This window comes from Sphingomonas sp. Leaf339, from assembly GCF_001426195.1.
In the GTDB taxonomy this organism is placed as follows: Bacteria; Pseudomonadota; Alphaproteobacteria; order Sphingomonadales; family Sphingomonadaceae; genus Sphingomonas.
Map to the genome: position 1 here is coordinate 213810 of NZ_LMRS01000012.1, position 17020 is coordinate 230829.

The following is a 17020-nucleotide window of genomic DNA, read 5'->3' on the forward strand; positions in this document are numbered from 1 at the left end:
GACCTTTATTCAACCGCCCGTGCGCGCGGTAGCATCCGCTCGACGGCAAGCACCCCCAGCGCCGACGCCGACAGGCACGCCGCCAGGAACACCATCGGCCCCGTGTCGCTTCCCGTGCTATCTCGGATCGCCGGCACGACGGCCTGCGCGACGAACCCGCCCAGATTGCCCACCGAATTGATCGCCGCGAACCCGGCCGCCGCCCTGGCGCCCGACAGGAAGCGGGGCGGCAACGTCCAGAATACCGGCTGACCGGCAAAGATCGCCGCCGCCGCAAGGCTCAGCAGGACGAAGCGAATCACCACGCCATCGACGATCACGCTCGCCACGAGCAGCACCGCCCCGACCAGCGCCGGCCCCGCCGCATGCCAGATCTGGTTCCGGAACCCCGCGGCATGGCGCGGCACCACCCACAGTGCCAACCCGACCAGCGTCCAGGGGATGATGTTGAGGAAGCCGTTGACGGTATTCGACACACCGAAACCGCGCACGATCGTCGGCAGCCAATAACTCAGGCCGTACGCCGCCAGCGGAAATCCAATATAGACCAGACACAGCAACAACACCCGCCGGTCGCGCAATGTCGCCAGCGCGTGACCCTGTTCCGCCGCGGGGTGTGCTGGTGGCTCGGCCAGTTCGTTCGCCAGCCAAGCTTTCTGCTCCACCGTCAGCCAAACCACGCTATCGGGCGACCGCGGTAACAGGAACAGCACGGCGGGGGCGAGCAGGATCGCCGGCAGACCCGTCGCCAGAAATACCCATTGCCACCCCGCCAGCCCCCAGGTGCCGCCCTGATCCAGAAGAAAGCCGCTAATCGCCGCCCCGACCCCATTGGCCACCGCGCTCGCCAGCATGAACAGCCCAACGGCGCGAGCCCGGTGCCGCGCCGGGAACCAGAGCGTCAGGACATACAGCACGCCCGGAAAGAACCCGGCCTCCGCCACGCCCAACAGAAAACGCAGGATGTAAAATGCGGTAGCATTGGGCGTGAACGCCAGCAGCAACGTGACCACACCCCAACTGGCCATGATCCGCGCGAACCATACACGCGCACCAACGCGGTGGAGGAACAGGTTGCTCGGCACCTCGAACAGGAAATAGCCGATGAAGAACAGCGAAGCCCCCAGCCCGAACGCTGCCTCGCTCAGCCCCAGCGCATCGACCATCTGCAATTTGGCATAGGAAATGTTCTGACGATCGATGTACGCGATCAGGTACAGCAGGCCCAGGAACGGCATCAGCCGCCACGTCACCCGGCGAACGGTCGCCTGTTCCACATCGCTCATCCGCTCTCCTTCGGCGGCCCTATCTGCCGCCAAGCCGCCTGAACCTGTGGAAACATGGTGCCGGTTGCAGGAATCGAACCCGCGACCTTCGGTTTACAAAACCGCTGCTCTACCAGCTGAGCTAAACCGGCGCGGAGGTCCCCATGCGTCAAGCGACGCCGAAGGTCCAGCCCTCCGTTTGCGCAATCTGCGTCGTCATCGCGGCCGGGTGCCACAGACCGTCTTCGTCCGCCCGCCCGCGCAGCCACGCGGCGGTCACGATCGCGTCGGTGGCGTGGTCGTCGTAGCGCTCCAGCGGTCGATGGGCTTTCGATCCCAGCACCGCGAGCGCGGCATCCAGCGCCACCGCATCGCGAATCTTGCTGCGACCCTTGCGCATCCCGGCGGCCCGCGCCGCGATCGCCGTGTAGATCTCGACCACCACCGGTCCTGAGTCCGGCACCGGATCGAACGGCCACACCGGCATGTGCGGCGCCAGCGCGTGGAGCAATCGCATGCCCGCGAAACTCGCCTTCGCCACCTGCGCTGCGCCGATCGCGTCGAACACCGTAGACGGCTTGCGCCCACCCTCCGCCAGCAATTCGCATATCCGCCAGTGTAGGAATGACGCCTTGGCGCCATCCGCCGCCCCCAGATAGAAATGCCGCCCCCGCCGCCGTTCCAGAAACGACGCCGCTCCCAGATCGGGATCGTCGCACTCCGCCTCTACATAAGCCCACAGCGCGCGCGCATCGGCGGTCGGCGGCTCGCCCGGCAGATGCGCACCCCGTTCAACGAACGGCGCGGAGAAGCTGAAGTCGAACCCGACCAGCAACGACGTCCCTCGCTGGGCCATCAGCCAGTCCAGCACCCCGCCGCGCGACCAGACGCCCCCCGGCGCCTCAATCAGCACCGGCGCCGCATCGCCCGTCCCGCACAGCGCGACGGCGATGCCGTGATGTCGCGTTCCCTTCGCCCCCGACCAGTCGATCGCGGCAAAACGCGTGAAGCGATCAGGGACGATCGCCGAAAACCTTGCGTCGGGTGATCGAGGCCATATCCCACCACGCCCGCGTCACGACCACTCGCACGCGGTCGGCATCGGCGGTGCCATAGCGGACCAGCAAGCCCGGCCACCTTTCATAATGCGGCGTCTGCCAGAAGGTCACGGGATCGGTATCGATCAGCACCTCCTTTTCGGCGAACGGACTGCGTACGTGGAAGCTGCCTGCCTCATGCCCGGATGACACGAACATACTGCCACCCGTCTTGATCGCCGGCCGCCCGTACGAGGTGGATGCCTCGGTATGCGGCAGCGTCAGGGCAAACGCCGCGACCTCCGCCCAATCCTTCACCGGATCGCGTCCGCAGGAACCGCCGGCACCAGCCTAAGCCTAATCACGTTTCGCATGTCGCATCTCTTCCCACCACGCCATCCGTTCCGCCACCCGCTTCTCATGCCCGCGTCCGCTGGGTTCGTAGAAGCGCTGCGGCGCCATTCCTTCGGGCCAGTAATCCGCGCCGGAGAATGCCTCCTCGGTGTCATGGTCGTATTCGTATCCCGCACCGTACCCCATGTCGCGCATCAGCTTCGTCGGCGCGCCCAGGATATGCTTGGGCGGGCTGAGCGATCCGCCTTCCTTCGCGGCTCGCCACGCCGCCTTCTGCGCAGTATAGATGGCGTTCGATTTGGGTGCGGTCGCCAGATACAGGCACGCTTGCACGATCGCCAGTTCCCCCTCCGGGCTGCCCAGGAAATCATACGTGTCCTTGGCGGCGATGCACTGCACCAGCGCCTGCGGATCGGCCAAGCCGATGTCTTCCACCGCCGCCCGCGTCAGCCGGCGCAGTACATAGAGCGGCTCTTCCCCCGCCACCAGCATCCGCGCCATGTAATACAGCGCCGCCTGCGGATCGGACCCCCGGATCGATTTGTGAAGCGCCGAGATCAGGCCGTAATGCCCCTCGCGATCCTTGTCGTACACCGCCACCCGCCGCTGGAGGAGCGCCGACAGCCCGGCAGGATCGAGCGGGGCGGGCAGATCGATCGCGAACAACGTCTCCGCCTGATTGAGCAGGAAACGGCCATCGCCATCCGCACTGGCGATCAATGCGTCACGCGCGGCGGGATCAAGGGGCAGAGGACGATCCTCCACCTCTTCCGCCCGCGTCAGTAACTGGTCCAGCGCCGCCCGGTCCAGCCGGTGCAGGATCAGCACCTGCGCGCGACTGAGCAACGCGGCATTGAGTTCGAACGACGGGTTCTCCGTTGTCGCTCCCACCAATGTCACCGTCCCATCCTCGACAAAGGGCAGAAAGCCATCCTGCTGCGCGCGGTTGAACCGATGGATCTCGTCCACGAACAGCAACGTGCGCTTGCCCGTCCGGCCATGATCCTTCGCCTCGGCGAACGCCTTTTTCAGGTCGGCGACACCGGAGAAGACCGCCGAGATACTGGTGAAGCGCAGCCCCACCGCGTCCGCCAGCAACCGCGCGATCGTCGTCTTGCCCGTCCCCGGCGGTCCCCACAGGATCATCGACGACAGCCGTCCGGCGGCTACCATCCGCCCGATCGCGCCGTCCGAGCCGGTCAGATGGTCCTGGCCAACGACCTCGGTCAGCGTGCGCGGCCTCAGCCGGTCGGCCAATGGCGCATCGGCGGGAGGTATGTCGGTGGGGGCAGGGGGTTCGAACCCGGCAAACAGGTCGGCCATCGCCGCCATCTAAGGGACCGGTCGGCGCTCGTCACGCATTTGCTATGAAGTTATATCTTGAACGGGTCTTGCCGATAGATCAGTCAGATATATCTTGGACGTATCAAGACACAGCAAGGACGTTTCATGTTTCCCCATCATCATCAAGAACACAAATGCGGACCCCGTGGCGGCCGCTGGCAGCGCGGCCCGATGTCGGTCGAATGGTCGTTCACCGGACCGGAGCGTGGCGGTGGCGGCCGGCGCGGTCGCATGTTCGATGGCGGCGAACTGCGCCTCCTCCTCCTTCGCCTGATCGCCGATCAACCGCGCCACGGGTACGATCTGATCCGCGAAATCGAAGCGATGACCGCCGGCGCCTATGCCCCCAGTCCGGGCGTCGTCTATCCTACGCTGACCCTGCTCGACGAAATGGGCTTGATCGGCGAACAACAGTCGGAAGGCGCCAAGAAGCGCTTCGCGATCACCGACGCCGGCTCAGCGCATCTGGCCGAGCGGTCGGAACAGGTTGCGGGCCTGCTCGACCGGCTCCGCGCGCTGGGTGAGCATCGCGAGCGGACGGACGGCGCACCGATCCGGCGGGCGATGGGCAATCTGAAGGTCGCCCTGTCCGACCGGCTGGGCCGCGGCGAGTGTTCGGAGGAGACGCTGCACGACGTCGCTGCGTTGATCGACGAGGTTGCCCAGAAGATCGAGCGACTGCGGTGAGCGTCTCGGTCGCCCGCGTGCCGACGCAGTCGGCCAGTCGCTACCTTCAGCAACTAGCCAAACACTGGAGCCACAAGATGGAGGTGGCCTTCACGGCCGAGGAAGGGACGATCATTTTTCCGAACGGCGCCCGCCTCGTCATGCGGGCGGCCAGCGATACGCTGGATGTCGAACTGTCCGTGCAGGATGATGGTGACATGGTGCGGATGCGCGACGTGGTGTCCAGCCACCTCGACCGCTTCGCCTTTCGCGAGGCTCCGTTGACGTTCGAATGGCAGACCGCCGGCTGACCTGCGGTTATCGGCGCGCCATCACCGCCAGATAGGCGTCGAGCACCGCCTCGTTGATCGTATCCCAGCGATAGGTCGCCGCCTTCGCATGGCCGGCGGCACCCATCGCCAGGCGCAGCGCCGGATCGGCAACGATCCGGCCGATCGCATCGGCATAGGCCGCCGCGTCGCGGGGCGAGACGAGGAAACCTGTCTTGCCCTCGTCGACGAGGTCGCTGGCCCCGGTCGCCCGCGCGGCGACGACGGGAACGCCGGCCGCCATCGCCTCCAGCGTCACGTTGCCGAACGTTTCGGTAACCGACGGATTGAAGAACACGTCCATCGACGCGACCGCCCGACCCAGCGCCTCGCCGCGTTGAAACCCGGCGAATTTGGCGGTCGGCACCTGCCCGGCGAACCATTCGCGCGCCGGCCCGTCGCCGATCACCAGCACCTCATGCGGCACGCCCCGCGCGCTCAACGCCTTGGCGACCTCGGCGAACACGTCGAGGCCCTTTTCCTTCACCAACCGGCCGAGGAAACCGATCGCCACCGCCTGGTCCGGAATGCCAAGTTCGCGCCGCCACGTCGCATCGCGCTGCGCAGGATTGAAACGGTCATGATTCACGCCCCGCGACCAGATGTCGATCGGCGTCGTCACACCCCATTGCCGCAGGATGGTCGCGATACCGGGTGTCGGCACCAGCACCTCATCGCACCGCCCATAAAAGCGCGCCAGCAGCCGTTCGATCGGCCGTTCGAGAATGCTCAGGCCATAATAGCGTGGATAGGTCTCGAACCGGGTGTGCAACGATGCGACGACGGGAATACCCTTCCGCCTACCCCAGCTGACCGCCCGGTGTCCCAGCAATTCCGGCGCGGATACATGCACGATGTTGGGCGCGAACGCTGCCAGGTCGCGCTTCACGCTGCCCGACAGTCCGCGCGCCATCCGATACTCGCCGCGACCCGCCGGCAACGGGATCGCGGGTACGTCGACCAGATCGCCCGTCGCCGGGAAAGCCGGGTTGGCGACGGTCGGCGAATAGACCCGCACTGCGACGCCGCGCGACAGCAAATGCCCCACCAGCAGGTTCAGCGCCTGATTGGCCCCGTCCCGTACATAGTTATAGTTGCCGCTGAATAGGGCGACGCGGAGGTCGGATGCCTGCATGGAGCGGCGCGGATAGCGCCGCGATGGCCCAAATGCCACCATCCATCGCATCCGTTCGCTTGCTGCGGATTGTGTTCCCGTATCGTTCCGCCTAGATCGGCGGCATGGCGAAACCGCAAAAGCGATATGTGTGCCAGGCGTGCGGCTCGGTCGCATCCCGCTGGCAGGGGCAGTGCGCGGACTGTTCCGAATGGAACACGCTGGTCGAGGAGGCGGGCGCGGTCGTCACGCCATTTGCGGCCAAGCATAACCTCCAGGGCGGTGGCCGCTCGGTCGTCCTGACCTCGCTCGATGCGGAGGTCACGCTGCCCGAACGGATGGTGACCGGCATCGCCGAATTCGACCGCGCGCTCGGCGGCGGCTTCGTCGAAGGCTCGGCGACGCTGATCGGCGGCGATCCAGGCATCGGCAAATCGACGCTGTTGCTGCAGGCTGCCGCCCGGATGGCGCTCGCCGGCCACTCGGTCGCCTATGTCTCGGGCGAGGAAGCGGCCGATCAGGTCCGCCTGCGTGCCCGACGCCTCGGTCTCGGCAATGCCCCCGTGCAACTCGCGGCGGCCAGTTCCACCCGGGACATCCTGACGACGCTATCAACCGGCGCGCCGCCCGCGCTGCTCGTGATCGATTCGATCCAGACGATGCATTCCGACCTGATCGAGGGCGCGCCCGGCACCGTCAGCCAGGTCCGCGCCTCCGCCCAGGAATTGATCCGCTTCGCCAAGGAACGCGGCACCGCGTTGGTGCTGGTCGGCCACGTCACCAAGGACGGCACGATCGCCGGGCCCCGCGTCCTCGAACATATGGTCGACACCGTGCTGGCGTTCGAGGGGGAGCGATCGCACCAGTATCGCATCCTGCGCGCCATCAAGAACCGCTTCGGCGGCACTGACGAGATCGGCGTCTTCTCGATGCAGAGCGAGGGACTGGCCGAGGTCGCCAACCCCTCTGCCCTGTTCCTTACCCACCGCGAAGAGGGCGTGACCGGCGCCACCGTCTTCCCCGCGCTGGAAGGGACGCGGCCCGTACTGGTCGAAATCCAGGCGCTCGTCGTCCGCCTCGCCAGCGGCGCCACCCCGCGCCGGGCGGTAGTCGGCTGGGACTCCGGCCGCCTCGCGATGATCCTCGCCGTGCTGGAGGCCCGCTGCGGCCTCAGCTTTTCGACCGCGGAGGTCTATCTCAACATCGCCGGCGGCTACCGCGTGCAGGACCCCGCCGCCGATCTCGCCGTCGCGGCCGCGCTGGTGTCCGCCCTGTCGGAACGCCCCGTGCCATCGGAATCGGTCGCCTTTGGCGAGGTCGCTCTTTCCGGTGAACTCCGCCCCGTCGCCCACGGTCCGCTTCGCCTGAAGGAAGCCGGCAAGCTCGGTTTCGAACGCGCCCTCGTCCCCATCGCGGTCGCGAAGGACGGCAAGGGAGAGGGGGCGATGCATCTCACAGGCTTCCGCACGCTCGGCCAGTTCGTTGACCATATGCTGGGGCGCGGGTAGGCGAATGGACCCATGGCTCTGACCGCACTCGACATCGTCGTCCTCCTCGTCGTCGCGGGGGCCGCCATCATGGGCGGCGTGCGCGGTTTTGTGACGGAGGTGTTGTCGCTGTTCGCCTGGATCGCGGTCGTCGCCGCGCTCAAACTGTTCCACATCACCGTCGCTCAGGCGCTCAGCAACTATGTCGGGACCGTGTCGGGCGCCGCCGTGCTGGCGTTCGCGTTGATCGCCGGCATAACGTACTTCGGCGGCAAGCTGGTCGCCGGCGCGATCGGCGCTCGGACCCGCACCTCGGTACTGGGGCCGGTCGATCGCGCACTGGGCTTCGGCTTCGGCGCGCTGAAGGGGTTGATCCTCACCAGCCTCTGCTTCCTGCTCGCCGCGCTAGTCTATGACACGATCGGCGGCGGCCCTGCCGGCCGGCCCGCCTGGATGACCGCCAGCCGCACCTATCCGCTCCTGAACGCCACCAGCGCAGGCATCGCCGATTTCGTCGACCGCCGCCGTCGCGGCCAACCTGTATTCGGCGCGCGACCCGCTTCGTCGTCGGTCATCGACAACGCCAGCGAGGCCCCATGAGCGCTCCCCTCTATAACACCGACATCCTCCGGCTGGCGGCCTCGATCCCCCACCACGAACGCCTGGTTGACCCGATGGCCAGCGTCGAGCGGCGCTCGCCGATCTGCGGCAGCCGCGTCGTTGTAGATGTGAACGTCGGTCCTGACGGCCGCGTCAACGAGGTCGGTCTGCTCGTCCGCGCCTGCGCGCTCGGTCAGGCATCGTCTTCATTGCTCGCCGCCGAGATCATCGGCCGCACGCCCCAGGAACTCGCCGACGCCCGCGACTCGCTGGCCACATGGCTAGCGGCGGGCAACGGCGAAGCGCCGGCATGGCCCGGCCTCGCCATCTTCACACCCGCCCTGTCATACACCGCCCGCCACGCCTCGATCCGCTTGGCGTTCGAAGCCGCCGCCGAAGCCGCCGAACAGGCCGCCGCCCGCGAACCGGCAAAGACCTGATGCACGAAGCCGAATCCTTCTCGCTACTGCGCGACGGCGCGATCCTGCTCGGATCGGGGCTGCTCTTCGTCCTTCTGTTCCGCCGCCTCGGCCTCGGCGCCACTCTCGGTTATCTCGTCGCGGGCGCCGTCGTCGGCCCGCATGTCCTTGGCCTGGTCGGCGATGCAGAGTCGAAGATGGGCATCGCGGAACTCGGCATCACGCTGCTCCTCTTCATCGTCGGGTTGGAGCTCAACCCGTCACGCCTGTGGCGGATGAAGCACGAGATTTTCGGCCTCGGCCTGTTGCAGGTGGTCGCCTGCGGCCTCGCGATCACCGCCGTCATCCTCGCCGCCGGGTTCAGCCCGGCCGCGGCCTTCGCGCTCGGCCTGCCGCTGGCACTGTCATCGACCGCGCAGGTGCTGCCGATGCTTCAGTCGTCCGGCCGGATGCGGACGCCGTTCGGCGAGCGGACCTTCGCGATCCTGCTGTTCCAGGACCTGTCCATCGTCCCGCTCATCACCATCATCGCCGCGATGAGCCGCAATCCGGCCGACGCGCACGCCCCGCCGGGCTGGCTGCTCGGCCTTTACACCATCGCCGCCGTCGTCGGCCTCGTCCTCGCCGGCCGTTTCATCCTGCGCCCGTTCTTCCGCCTGATCGGCAATCTGGGCGAGCGCGAGATGTTCATCTTCGCTGCCCTTTTTACCGTGATCGCCAGCGCCGCGATCATGGAGATGCTCGGCCTGTCCACCGCGCTCGGCGCGTTCATCGCCGGCGTGATGCTCGCCGACAGCCCTTACCGGCACGAATTGGAGGCGGATGTCGAACCGTTCCGATCGATCCTGCTCGGTCTGTTCTTCCTCGCCATCGGCATGATGCTCGATCTTCAGGCGATCGCCGACCGGCCGCTGTTCGTCATCGCGATGGCGGCGGCGCTGATCCTGACGAAAGCGACGGTGATCTTCGCGATCGGCATGGCATTCCGTATGCCATGGCGTGGCGCGCTCGCGCTCGGCCTGCTGCTCAGCCAGGGCGGCGAATTTGGCTTCGTCCTGTTTGCACAGGCGCAATCCGGCCTGCTGGTCGCGCCAGAGGCCGCAAGCCTGTTCGGCGCGATCATCACCCTGTCGATGGCGACGACCCCGTTCCTGATGAGCGCCACCCGCCGCTTCCGCGCCCAGCCCATTGCCAAGCATCAGGAGCGCGACGGCCCCACTACCGACGGCGCCAACGCGCTCATCGTCGGCTATGGCCGGTTCGGCCAGACGGTGGCGCAGATGCTGATCGCCGAGGGCGTACCGGTGACGCTGATCGACCGCGATATCGAGATGATCGATATCGCCGAGGAGTTCGGTGCCAAAGTGTATTATGGTGACGGCACGCGCCTCGACCTGCTGCGCCAGGCCGGCGCCTCGGAAGCGGAACTGATCCTGTTCTGCCTGGATGGCGATCAGATCGAACCTGACACGCTGGAGGGGGTCCACGCCGCCTTCCCGAACGCCGCCATCTTCGTCCGTGCCTATGATCGTCGCGCCGTCATCAAGCTGCGCGGCGCGCCTGTCGATTATGTCGTGCGCGAGGTGCTGGAATCCGCCGTGTCGATGGGCCGCCGCGCGCTGTCCGCGCTGAACGTCGATCCGACCCAGATCGACCGCACCGAACAGCTCTACCGCGCCCGCGACAAGGAACGCCTGCATGCGCAGGTGGAGGCTGGCGACCTCCGCGCCGCCACTGATCGCATCATCACCCAACCGACGAGAGGATAAGGCGATGCTCGCTGTTCTGGCCGCCTTGTCGGGGGCGCTGGCTGTCGCGGCGGGGGCATTCGGCGCCCATGGCGTCACCGGGCAGGCCGCCGACTGGCTGCGCACCGGCGGTCAATATCAGCTGATCCACGCCGTCGCCGCGCTGGTTGCCTTGCGACTGGAGGCGAGAGGGCCGGCGTGGCTGTTCGTTGCCGGTGGGGCGATATTCGCGATCACGCTCTACGCGATGGCGATCGGTGCCCCCCGCTGGTTCGGGGCGATCACGCCGATCGGCGGGGCGATGCTGATCGGCGGTTGGCTATGGCTGGCCTGGACGCTGCGCGCGTCCTGATCGGTCACACGATCGGACGCGGCAGGGCGGTCCTGCTGCCACGCAGGCGCAACGCTCCGCCGATCGCCGCAAACCCCGCCAGCATTAGCATCCAGCTCGCTGGTTCCGGCACCGCGCCGGCAGTCACCGTCAGATTATCGATCTGGAAAAAATTGTTACTCGTGATCCGCACCGTACGAACCCCGGTTCCCGAAAAATTATAGGTCTGAAAGCCGGGCGTGGTGTTGTACTTGCTTTGAAAGCCAACGACGCCGTCGAAGAAAATGTCCAGCGTTCCGCCATTGCCGGAGTCGGTCAAAGCATTGTTCAAATGTGTCGCTTGCAGCCCAGTGAAATCGAACGCCGAACCATCGATGCGAGAGAAGGTGAAGCCCGGAAAACTGCCGGACGTCCGGATGCCGAGGGTCGCGCCGTCGGGATCGGCATTGTTAGCATCCCCCTGCGCCCGGACGACGAACGGTGTATTTGCTTGCAGGGCCGTGAACCTATAATCACCGAGAACGAGCGTGGCGAACGTCTGCTCCGGCGTGCCGTTTGCCCCGGGAAAAGCCAGTTCGTCGAACGTGATAACTGCCGCTTCACTCGCCGATGACAACGACAGCGCGGTCACGGTCAGTACCGATGCAATGATCTTTTTCATTATGTCATTCCCCATCGCGCTTCGGGCAAGGTTAGGCATTGAGTTAGGCAAATCTATGACATTCATCTAGTGATTAACATTTGTGATCAAGAGAGATGTCACCTTTACGATCGCTAATGATCCCTCAAATGAAACGACGACAACAGCGATCGATAAAGAACATCCTTTGTATCAATAAGATCGGCGACTTCCCAATCGCTTCGATGGCAGCGGTCGGCTGACCTTGGATCCGCCCGGTAGTATATCGGCAACAGCTACGTGACGTAGGCCGCAGGCTTGGCTATGCCGTCCCCATTCCGCCCGCCACGACTGACAACGGATCGTTTTCCATGAAGAAGCTCATTATCGCCCCCGTCATGGCCGCGCTGCTGGCATGTCCATCCACCGCCGCCGCGCCGCAGTTCCAGACGGCAGCACCTGTCGCCTATCTGGAAGATCTGTCGACCGGCGCGGTCCTGTTTTCGCGCGATCCCGATCGGCGGATGCCGCCAGCATCGATGGCGAAGATGATGACAGTGTATGTCGCGTTCGACCTGATCCGTCGCGGCGAACTGAAGCTCACCGATATGGCGACGGTGCGCCCGGAAACGTGGCAGCGCTGGCACGGCCCCGCCGCCGGGTCGACGATGTTCCTGTCGGCGAACGAGCAGGTCAGCGTCGCCAATCTGCTTTACGGCATCGTCACGCTCTCTGGAAATGACGCCTGCGTCGTGCTGGCCGAACATATCTCCGGGTCGGAGCCTGCCTTTGTCGAACGGATGAACCGCGTCGCCAAGCAGATCGGCCTTAACAACAGCCAGTTCGGCACGTCGAACGGCTGGCCCGATAACGGCGTCACCTATGTCACCGCGCGCGATCTGGCGCGTCTCGCCGACCAGACGATCAGCAACTATCCGCAACTCTATAAGCAATTCTATTCGCGCCGGGATTTCACCTGGGGCAAGACGATGGGTGGCAGCCAGATTACGCAGGCAAACCGCGATCCGCTGCTCGGCCGCGTCGCCGGCGCCGATGGCTTGAAGACCGGCCATACCGAAGAGGCGGGCTACGGCTTCACCGGATCGGCCGCCCAGAACGGCCGACGCCTCATCATGGTGATGGCCGGCCTCACCAGCGCCAATCAGCGGATCGAGGAGTCGGTGCGCTTCATGGATTGGGGCTTCCGCGCGTGGCAGGCCAGGCCCATCGCCGCCAAGGGCAAGCAGATCGAAACCGCCGAAGTGCAGATGGGTGACAGCGGAACCGTGCCGCTGATCGCCGGCACTGACCTGAAGGTGACACTGCCCGCCGGTCTCGCACCCGAACTGACCGCCAAGGTCGTGTACAAGGGGCCGATCAAGGCACCAATCAAGGCGGGTCAGCATATCGCCGATCTCGTCATTACCTCGCCCGATGTTCCCGAACAGCACTTGCCGTTGGTCGCCGGCAAGGATGTCGCCGAGGCGGGATTCTTCCGCCGCGCGTGGAACGGTCTGACGTCATTTGGCGGCTGATAGGATTCGGCGGCTGATCGGGCAGGGGGCATGACCGCGCTGCTCGGCAACGCGGCGGCGCACGCCGCCTTCCTTGCCGCCCTACAGAGCGGGTCGCTTCATCACGCCTGGCTGCTGGCCGGGCCGGAGGGGGTAGGGAAGGCGGCCTTCGCCGATCGCATCGCCCGGCTAATGCTCGCGCAGGCGGCCGATCCGACGCTGCCCAACGGGCTGGACGTACCCGCCGGCCACCGAACCTCGGCATTGATGGATGCCGGCTCGCACCCCGACTTCCGATTGCTGTCGCGTCTGCCCAAGGATGCGGAGAAACCCGAAGGCGAACTGGCCCGATCGATCACCATCGCTCAGGTCCGCACGCTCCAGCCGCTGTTCGCGACGCTGCCGTCGATGAGCAGCCGACGTGTCGTGGTGATCGACGCGATCGACGATCTTGAACGCAACGGCGCCAATGCCTTGCTGAAGAATCTCGAGGAGCCGCCGGCCGGCACCATTTTCCTGCTCGTCAGTCATACGCCGGGCAAGTTGCTGCCGACCATCCGTTCGCGCTGTCGGCTGTTGCGGTTTGAACGGCTGCGCGATGACGATGTCGCGACCGTCCTGCGCACCGTCCTGCCGGAAGCGGAGGACAGGGAGATCGAGGCGCTGATCGCCGCGGCGGATGGCGCGCCGGGCAGGGGGCTGCGCTTCGCCGGCCTCGATCTTTCCGAGGTAGATCAAGCGATTGCCGCGATTGCCGGGGACGGGGACCCAGATAACCGCCGTAGAGCCGCGCTGGGCAAGAAACTCGCCGGCAAGATAGCGCAGTTACGGTACGAGGCGTTTCTGGACCGTGTGCCCGCCTATATCGCGCGCGCGGCACGGATGCGATCGGGGCAGGGGCTGCGGATCGCGCTCGACGCTCACGCGGCCGCGCGCGACCTGGCCGGTGCGGCGAGGGGGCTCTCACTCGATCCGCAGGGGACGGTGATCGAGATGGCGGGCCTCGTCGCAAGGCTTCACGACGCCGCCGCGATGGACTAGGGGCGCAGGGATGGCCGACCCCTTCTATATCACCACCGCGATCAGCTACCCCAATGGCCGCCCCCATATCGGCCATGCGTATGAGGCGATCGCCGCCGACGCCATCGCCCGTTTCCAGCGCCAGGCCGGCCGCGACGTTCGCTTCCAGACCGGCACCGACGAACACGGCCTGAAGATGGTCCAGACCGCCCGCGCCCTGAACCGTGACGTGGCCGAATACGCCGCAGAAATGTCATCCCATTTCAAGCAGATGTGCGACACACTTGCCATCAGCTATGACAACTTCATCCAAACCACCACCCCCTCCCACCACCGCGCCAGCCAGGCTCTATGGGAGAAGATGGAGAAGAATGGCGACCTCTATCTAAGCCGCTACGAAGGCTGGTACTCCGTCCGCGACGAGGCCTTCTACGACGAGAAGGAGCTGGTCGATGGTGCCAACGGCAAGCTGTCCCCCCAAGGCACGCCGGTCGAGTGGACCGCTGAAGAGACCTGGTTCTTTCGCCTGTCCAAGTACCAGCAGCCGCTCCTCGACCTCTATGCTACCAACCCTGACTTCATCCGCCCCGATAGCCGCCGCAACGAGGTGATCCGCTTCGTCGAGGGCGGCCTCAACGACCTCTCGGTATCGCGGACCAGCTTCGACTGGGGCGTCCCCGTGCCCGGCAGCGACGGCCACGTCATGTATGTGTGGGTCGATGCCCTCACCAACTATCTCTCCGGGCTCGGCTTCCCCGACGACGGCGACGGCATGCGCTACTGGCCCGCCGACCTCCATCTGATCGGCAAGGACATCATCCGCTTCCATACCGTATATTGGCCCGCTTTCCTGCTCTCCGCCGGCATCAAGCTGCCCAAGCAGGTCTTCGGCCACGGCTTCCTGCTTCACCGCGGCGAGAAGATGTCGAAGTCGCTCGGCAACGTGGTCGATCCCGGCGATCTCGCGCAGGCCTTCGGCGTCGACGCCCTTCGCTATTTCCTGTTGCGCGAGGTCAGCTTCGGCCAAGACGGCAGCTATTCCGCCGAAGCGATCGTGACCCGCATCAACGCTGAACTCGCCAACGCCTTCGGCAATCTGGCGCAGCGTACCCTTTCGTTCATCGCCAAGAACTTGGATGGAGCATTACCCGATCTCGGTCGTCCCGATGAAGCTGACGGCATCCTGATCGAGGAAGTTGTCGTCGCCTGTGCTGCCTTGAAAGCCGCATTCAACGACCTGATGCTAAGCCAAGGGATCGAGGCGTGGTTACGCGGTGTCTATGCCTGCAATCAGTACATCGACGCACAGGCACCGTGGGCATTGCGGAAAACTGATCCCGACCGGATGAAGGCGGTGCTCGGAACCCTGGTTCGCGCAATCCGCATGCTTGCCATAACCATTCTGCCGGTCGTCCCAGAGGGCGCCGGCCGCATCCTTGATCAGATCAGCGCGGACACGCGCGATCACGCAGCGGTCGATGACGACGAGTGGTATGAACGCCAGCGACGGTCGGGCGTCCGGCTGACAACACCCATGCCGGTCTTCCCAAGACTGGAAATGCCGGTGGAGGTTGTGGCCTGATGCTCGCCGACAGTCACTGCCATCTGAACTACAAGGGTTTGTTTGAAAACCAACAGGATGTGTTGAACCGTGCGCGGGCACGAGGCGTGACAGCAATGTTGAACATCGCGACGCGAGAGAGCGAATGGGACGCGGTCGTTGCCACCGCGGAGCGTGAGCCAGACGTATGGGCAACAGTCGGCATCCATCCGCATGAGGCTGATCAGCATCCGCATATCGATACGGCCAAGCTGGTGGAGCGCGCCGCGCACCCTCGAATTGTAGGGATCGGCGAATCTGGCCTGGATTACCATTACGACCATTCCGACCGCGGGCAGCAGCAAACCAGCTTTCGGGCACATATCGCCGCATGCCGACAGACGGGATTGCCGCTGATCGTCCACACCCGTGAGGCAGAGGATGACACGATCGAGATTATGACCGACGAGATGGGCAGGGGACGCTACCCAGGCGTCATCCATTGCTTCACCGCCAGTCGCGATTTAGCCGATAAGGCTTTAGCATTGGGGTTTTACATCTCGATCTCGGGGATCGTGACGTTCAAGAATGCGCGCGATATCCAGGACGTCGCGCGCGATCTGCCGGCCGAACGGCTGCTGGTCGAAACCGATGCGCCGTTCCTTGCACCTGTGCCGCATCGCGGTAAAACCGGCGAGCCGGCTTTCCTGGCCGACACGCTGTCGTTCCTGGCGCAATTGCGCGGTGTAGATCCAGCTATTCTGGCCGAGCAGACCGCCGAGAATTTCCACGCATTGTTTGGCAAGACCCGAAATTGAGGGCAAGGATACTCGGATCGGGCACGTCATCGGGTGTGCCAAGGATCGGCAACGACTGGGGTACTTGCGATCCGAGCGAGCCTCGTAACCGACGCAGTCGCGCATCGCTCCTGATTGAGCATGGGCAGACGCGTGTTCTGATCGACACCAGCCCGGATATGCGCGAGCAGTTACTTGCAGCCGGTGCCGCAGCGCTGGATGCTGTCATCTGGACGCATGACCACGCCGATCACTGTCATGGCATCGACGATCTTCGTCAAGTGTTTCATGCAATGGGTAAGCCGGTTCGCGGCTTTGCCCGGAGACAAACGCTCACGACCTTGGAATCCCGCTTTGCCTATGCATTCGGCGGGCGATCCGGTTATCCACCGACGATCGCGGCTGAAGAACTGCCTGATCGCTTCACGCTGGATGACATCGCAGTCCAGGTCGTAGATCAGCCGCACGGTAAAATTACCAGCGCCGGATTACGTTTTGACGTCGGCGGAAGAAGCATCGCCTATGCCACTGATTTTCATGCGTTAACGGACCCGATGCGCGAAATGTATACTGGTCTAGATTTGTGGATTGTCGATGCGCTTCGTCATGCTCCGCATCCGTCACATCCGACGGTTGACTCCGTGCTGGCGTGGGTTCGGGAACTCAAGCCGACCCGGACGATCCTGATCCACATGGATCACAGTATGGACTACGCGATGTTATGTCGAAGTCTGCCAACGAGTGTCGAACCGGGATACGACGGTCAGGTGATTGAGCTCTAACCCAACGCCTATTTATAGATTTAACATAATACCTATTATCGGGTTAGGAATATA

The 17020-nt window shown here is 65.0% G+C and carries 18 protein-coding genes and 1 tRNA gene; 12 read left to right on the forward strand and 7 right to left on the reverse strand.

The genetic code is table 11. The features are described 5' to 3' along the window. Positions 1–5: 5 nt before the first annotated feature. From ASG67_RS07825 to ASG67_RS07845, 5 genes are all read right to left on the reverse strand, one after another. The gene (locus ASG67_RS07825; RefSeq protein WP_056527928.1) at positions 6–1286 is read right to left on the reverse strand and encodes an MFS transporter; all 1281 of its coding nucleotides are present in this window, start codon (positions 1284–1286) and stop codon (positions 6–8) included. Positions 1287–1341: 55 nt separating this feature from the next. After that, positions 1342–1417 (reverse strand) — tRNA-Thr (locus ASG67_RS07830). Between the two features lie 17 nt (positions 1418–1434). After that, on the reverse strand, positions 1435–2289 hold the full coding sequence (locus tag ASG67_RS07835; protein WP_056527930.1) for a hypothetical protein: 855 nt from the start codon (positions 2287–2289) through the stop codon (positions 1435–1437). Then, positions 2279–2620: an MmcQ/YjbR family DNA-binding protein gene (locus ASG67_RS07840; RefSeq protein WP_056527933.1), complete on the reverse strand. Its 342-nt coding sequence runs from the start codon at positions 2618–2620 to the stop codon at positions 2279–2281. The genes ASG67_RS07835 and ASG67_RS07840 overlap by 11 nt, the downstream gene beginning before the upstream one ends. Before the next feature lie 39 nt (positions 2621–2659). Further along, positions 2660–3979: a replication-associated recombination protein A gene (locus ASG67_RS07845; RefSeq protein WP_056529087.1), complete on the reverse strand. Its 1320-nt coding sequence runs from the start codon at positions 3977–3979 to the stop codon at positions 2660–2662. A 192-nt stretch (positions 3980–4171) separates the two neighbouring features. Between ASG67_RS07845 and ASG67_RS07850 the strand changes: the two genes are divergently transcribed. Beyond that, the gene (locus ASG67_RS07850; protein WP_235535106.1) at positions 4172–4687 is read left to right on the forward strand and encodes a PadR family transcriptional regulator; all 516 of its coding nucleotides are present in this window, start codon (positions 4172–4174) and stop codon (positions 4685–4687) included. Next, positions 4684–4977, forward strand: a complete 294-nt coding sequence (locus ASG67_RS07855) for a DUF2218 domain-containing protein (protein WP_056527939.1) — start codon at positions 4684–4686, stop codon at positions 4975–4977. The genes ASG67_RS07850 and ASG67_RS07855 overlap by 4 nt, the downstream gene beginning before the upstream one ends. 7 nt (positions 4978–4984) lie before the next feature. On the opposite strand, the gene ASG67_RS07860 is transcribed toward ASG67_RS07855, so the two are convergent. Beyond that, positions 4985–6130 carry a glycosyltransferase family 4 protein gene (locus ASG67_RS07860; RefSeq protein ID WP_056529091.1) on the reverse strand — a complete coding sequence of 382 codons (1146 nt, stop codon included), beginning with the start codon at positions 6128–6130 and terminating at the stop codon, positions 4985–4987. 104 nt (positions 6131–6234) lie between these two features. Here ASG67_RS07860 and radA point away from each other — a divergent pair, with 104 nt between their 5' ends. From radA to ASG67_RS07885, 5 genes are read left to right on the forward strand one after another with little or no spacing between them, the layout of a single operon-like run. After that, on the forward strand, positions 6235–7617 hold the full coding sequence (gene radA, locus ASG67_RS07865; protein WP_056527942.1) for a DNA repair protein RadA: 1383 nt from the start codon (positions 6235–6237) through the stop codon (positions 7615–7617). Between the two features lie 12 nt (positions 7618–7629). Then, on the forward strand, positions 7630–8196 hold the full coding sequence (locus ASG67_RS07870) for a CvpA family protein (RefSeq protein WP_056527945.1): 567 nt from the start codon (positions 7630–7632) through the stop codon (positions 8194–8196). Further along, positions 8193–8636 (forward strand): iron-sulfur cluster assembly scaffold protein, encoded by a 444-nt coding sequence (locus ASG67_RS07875; RefSeq protein WP_056527947.1) that lies wholly within the window; start codon positions 8193–8195, stop codon positions 8634–8636. The genes ASG67_RS07870 and ASG67_RS07875 overlap by 4 nt, the downstream gene beginning before the upstream one ends. Beyond that, a complete protein-coding gene (locus ASG67_RS07880) occupies positions 8636–10384 on the forward strand; it encodes a cation:proton antiporter (protein ID WP_056527950.1) in 1749 nt (582 codons plus the stop codon). Before ASG67_RS07875 ends, ASG67_RS07880 begins: the two co-directional genes overlap by 1 nt. Before the next feature lie 4 nt (positions 10385–10388). Next, complete coding sequence (locus ASG67_RS07885; RefSeq protein ID WP_056527953.1) at positions 10389–10715, forward strand: DUF423 domain-containing protein; 327 nt, start codon at positions 10389–10391, stop codon at positions 10713–10715. Between the two features lie 4 nt (positions 10716–10719). Here the strand turns inward: ASG67_RS07885 and ASG67_RS07890 are convergent, their stop codons facing one another. Further along, positions 10720–11355, reverse strand: coding sequence for a PEPxxWA-CTERM sorting domain-containing protein (locus ASG67_RS07890; RefSeq protein ID WP_056527956.1), 636 nt, complete (start codon positions 11353–11355; stop codon positions 10720–10722). Between the two features lie 329 nt (positions 11356–11684). Between ASG67_RS07890 and ASG67_RS07895 the strand changes: the two genes are divergently transcribed. From ASG67_RS07895 to ASG67_RS07915, 5 genes are read left to right on the forward strand one after another with little or no spacing between them, the layout of a single operon-like run. Beyond that, entirely contained in the window at positions 11685–12848 is a 1164-nt protein-coding gene (locus tag ASG67_RS07895; RefSeq protein WP_056527959.1) for a D-alanyl-D-alanine carboxypeptidase family protein, read from the forward strand. Between the two features lie 30 nt (positions 12849–12878). Then, positions 12879–13868 (forward strand): AAA family ATPase, encoded by a 990-nt coding sequence (locus tag ASG67_RS07900; protein WP_056527963.1) that lies wholly within the window; start codon positions 12879–12881, stop codon positions 13866–13868. Between the two features lie 10 nt (positions 13869–13878). Next, the gene (gene metG, locus ASG67_RS07905; RefSeq protein WP_056527966.1) at positions 13879–15429 is read left to right on the forward strand and encodes a methionine--tRNA ligase; all 1551 of its coding nucleotides are present in this window, start codon (positions 13879–13881) and stop codon (positions 15427–15429) included. Further along, the gene (locus ASG67_RS07910; RefSeq protein WP_056527968.1) at positions 15429–16205 is read left to right on the forward strand and encodes a TatD family hydrolase; all 777 of its coding nucleotides are present in this window, start codon (positions 15429–15431) and stop codon (positions 16203–16205) included. Before metG ends, ASG67_RS07910 begins: the two co-directional genes overlap by 1 nt. After that, positions 16202–16966, forward strand: a complete 765-nt coding sequence (locus ASG67_RS07915; protein ID WP_056527971.1) for an MBL fold metallo-hydrolase — start codon at positions 16202–16204, stop codon at positions 16964–16966. The genes ASG67_RS07910 and ASG67_RS07915 overlap by 4 nt, the downstream gene beginning before the upstream one ends. Positions 16967–17020 lie beyond the last annotated feature (54 nt).

Coding starts and splice junctions, on each gene's coding strand:
- ASG67_RS07860 (WP_056529091.1), bottom strand. CDS start 6,130: ATGCAGGCATCCGACCTCCGCGTCGCCCTATTCAGCGGCAACTATAAC.
- ASG67_RS07880 (WP_056527950.1), top strand. CDS start 8,636: ATGCACGAAGCCGAATCCTTCTCGCTACTGCGCGACGGCGCGATCCTG.
- radA (WP_056527942.1), top strand. CDS start 6,235: ATGGCGAAACCGCAAAAGCGATATGTGTGCCAGGCGTGCGGCTCGGTC.
- metG (WP_056527966.1), top strand. CDS start 13,879: ATGGCCGACCCCTTCTATATCACCACCGCGATCAGCTACCCCAATGGC.
- ASG67_RS07875 (WP_056527947.1), top strand. CDS start 8,193: ATGAGCGCTCCCCTCTATAACACCGACATCCTCCGGCTGGCGGCCTCG.
- ASG67_RS07910 (WP_056527968.1), top strand. CDS start 15,429: ATGCTCGCCGACAGTCACTGCCATCTGAACTACAAGGGTTTGTTTGAA.
- ASG67_RS07870 (WP_056527945.1), top strand. CDS start 7,630: ATGGCTCTGACCGCACTCGACATCGTCGTCCTCCTCGTCGTCGCGGGG.
- ASG67_RS07895 (WP_056527959.1), top strand. CDS start 11,685: ATGAAGAAGCTCATTATCGCCCCCGTCATGGCCGCGCTGCTGGCATGT.
- ASG67_RS07825 (WP_056527928.1), bottom strand. CDS start 1,286: ATGAGCGATGTGGAACAGGCGACCGTTCGCCGGGTGACGTGGCGGCTG.
- ASG67_RS07890 (WP_056527956.1), bottom strand. CDS start 11,355: ATGAAAAAGATCATTGCATCGGTACTGACCGTGACCGCGCTGTCGTTG.
- ASG67_RS07850 (WP_235535106.1), top strand. CDS start 4,172: ATGTCGGTCGAATGGTCGTTCACCGGACCGGAGCGTGGCGGTGGCGGC.
- ASG67_RS07885 (WP_056527953.1), top strand. CDS start 10,389: ATGCTCGCTGTTCTGGCCGCCTTGTCGGGGGCGCTGGCTGTCGCGGCG.
- ASG67_RS07845 (WP_056529087.1), bottom strand. CDS start 3,979: ATGGCCGACCTGTTTGCCGGGTTCGAACCCCCTGCCCCCACCGACATA.
- ASG67_RS07900 (WP_056527963.1), top strand. CDS start 12,879: ATGACCGCGCTGCTCGGCAACGCGGCGGCGCACGCCGCCTTCCTTGCC.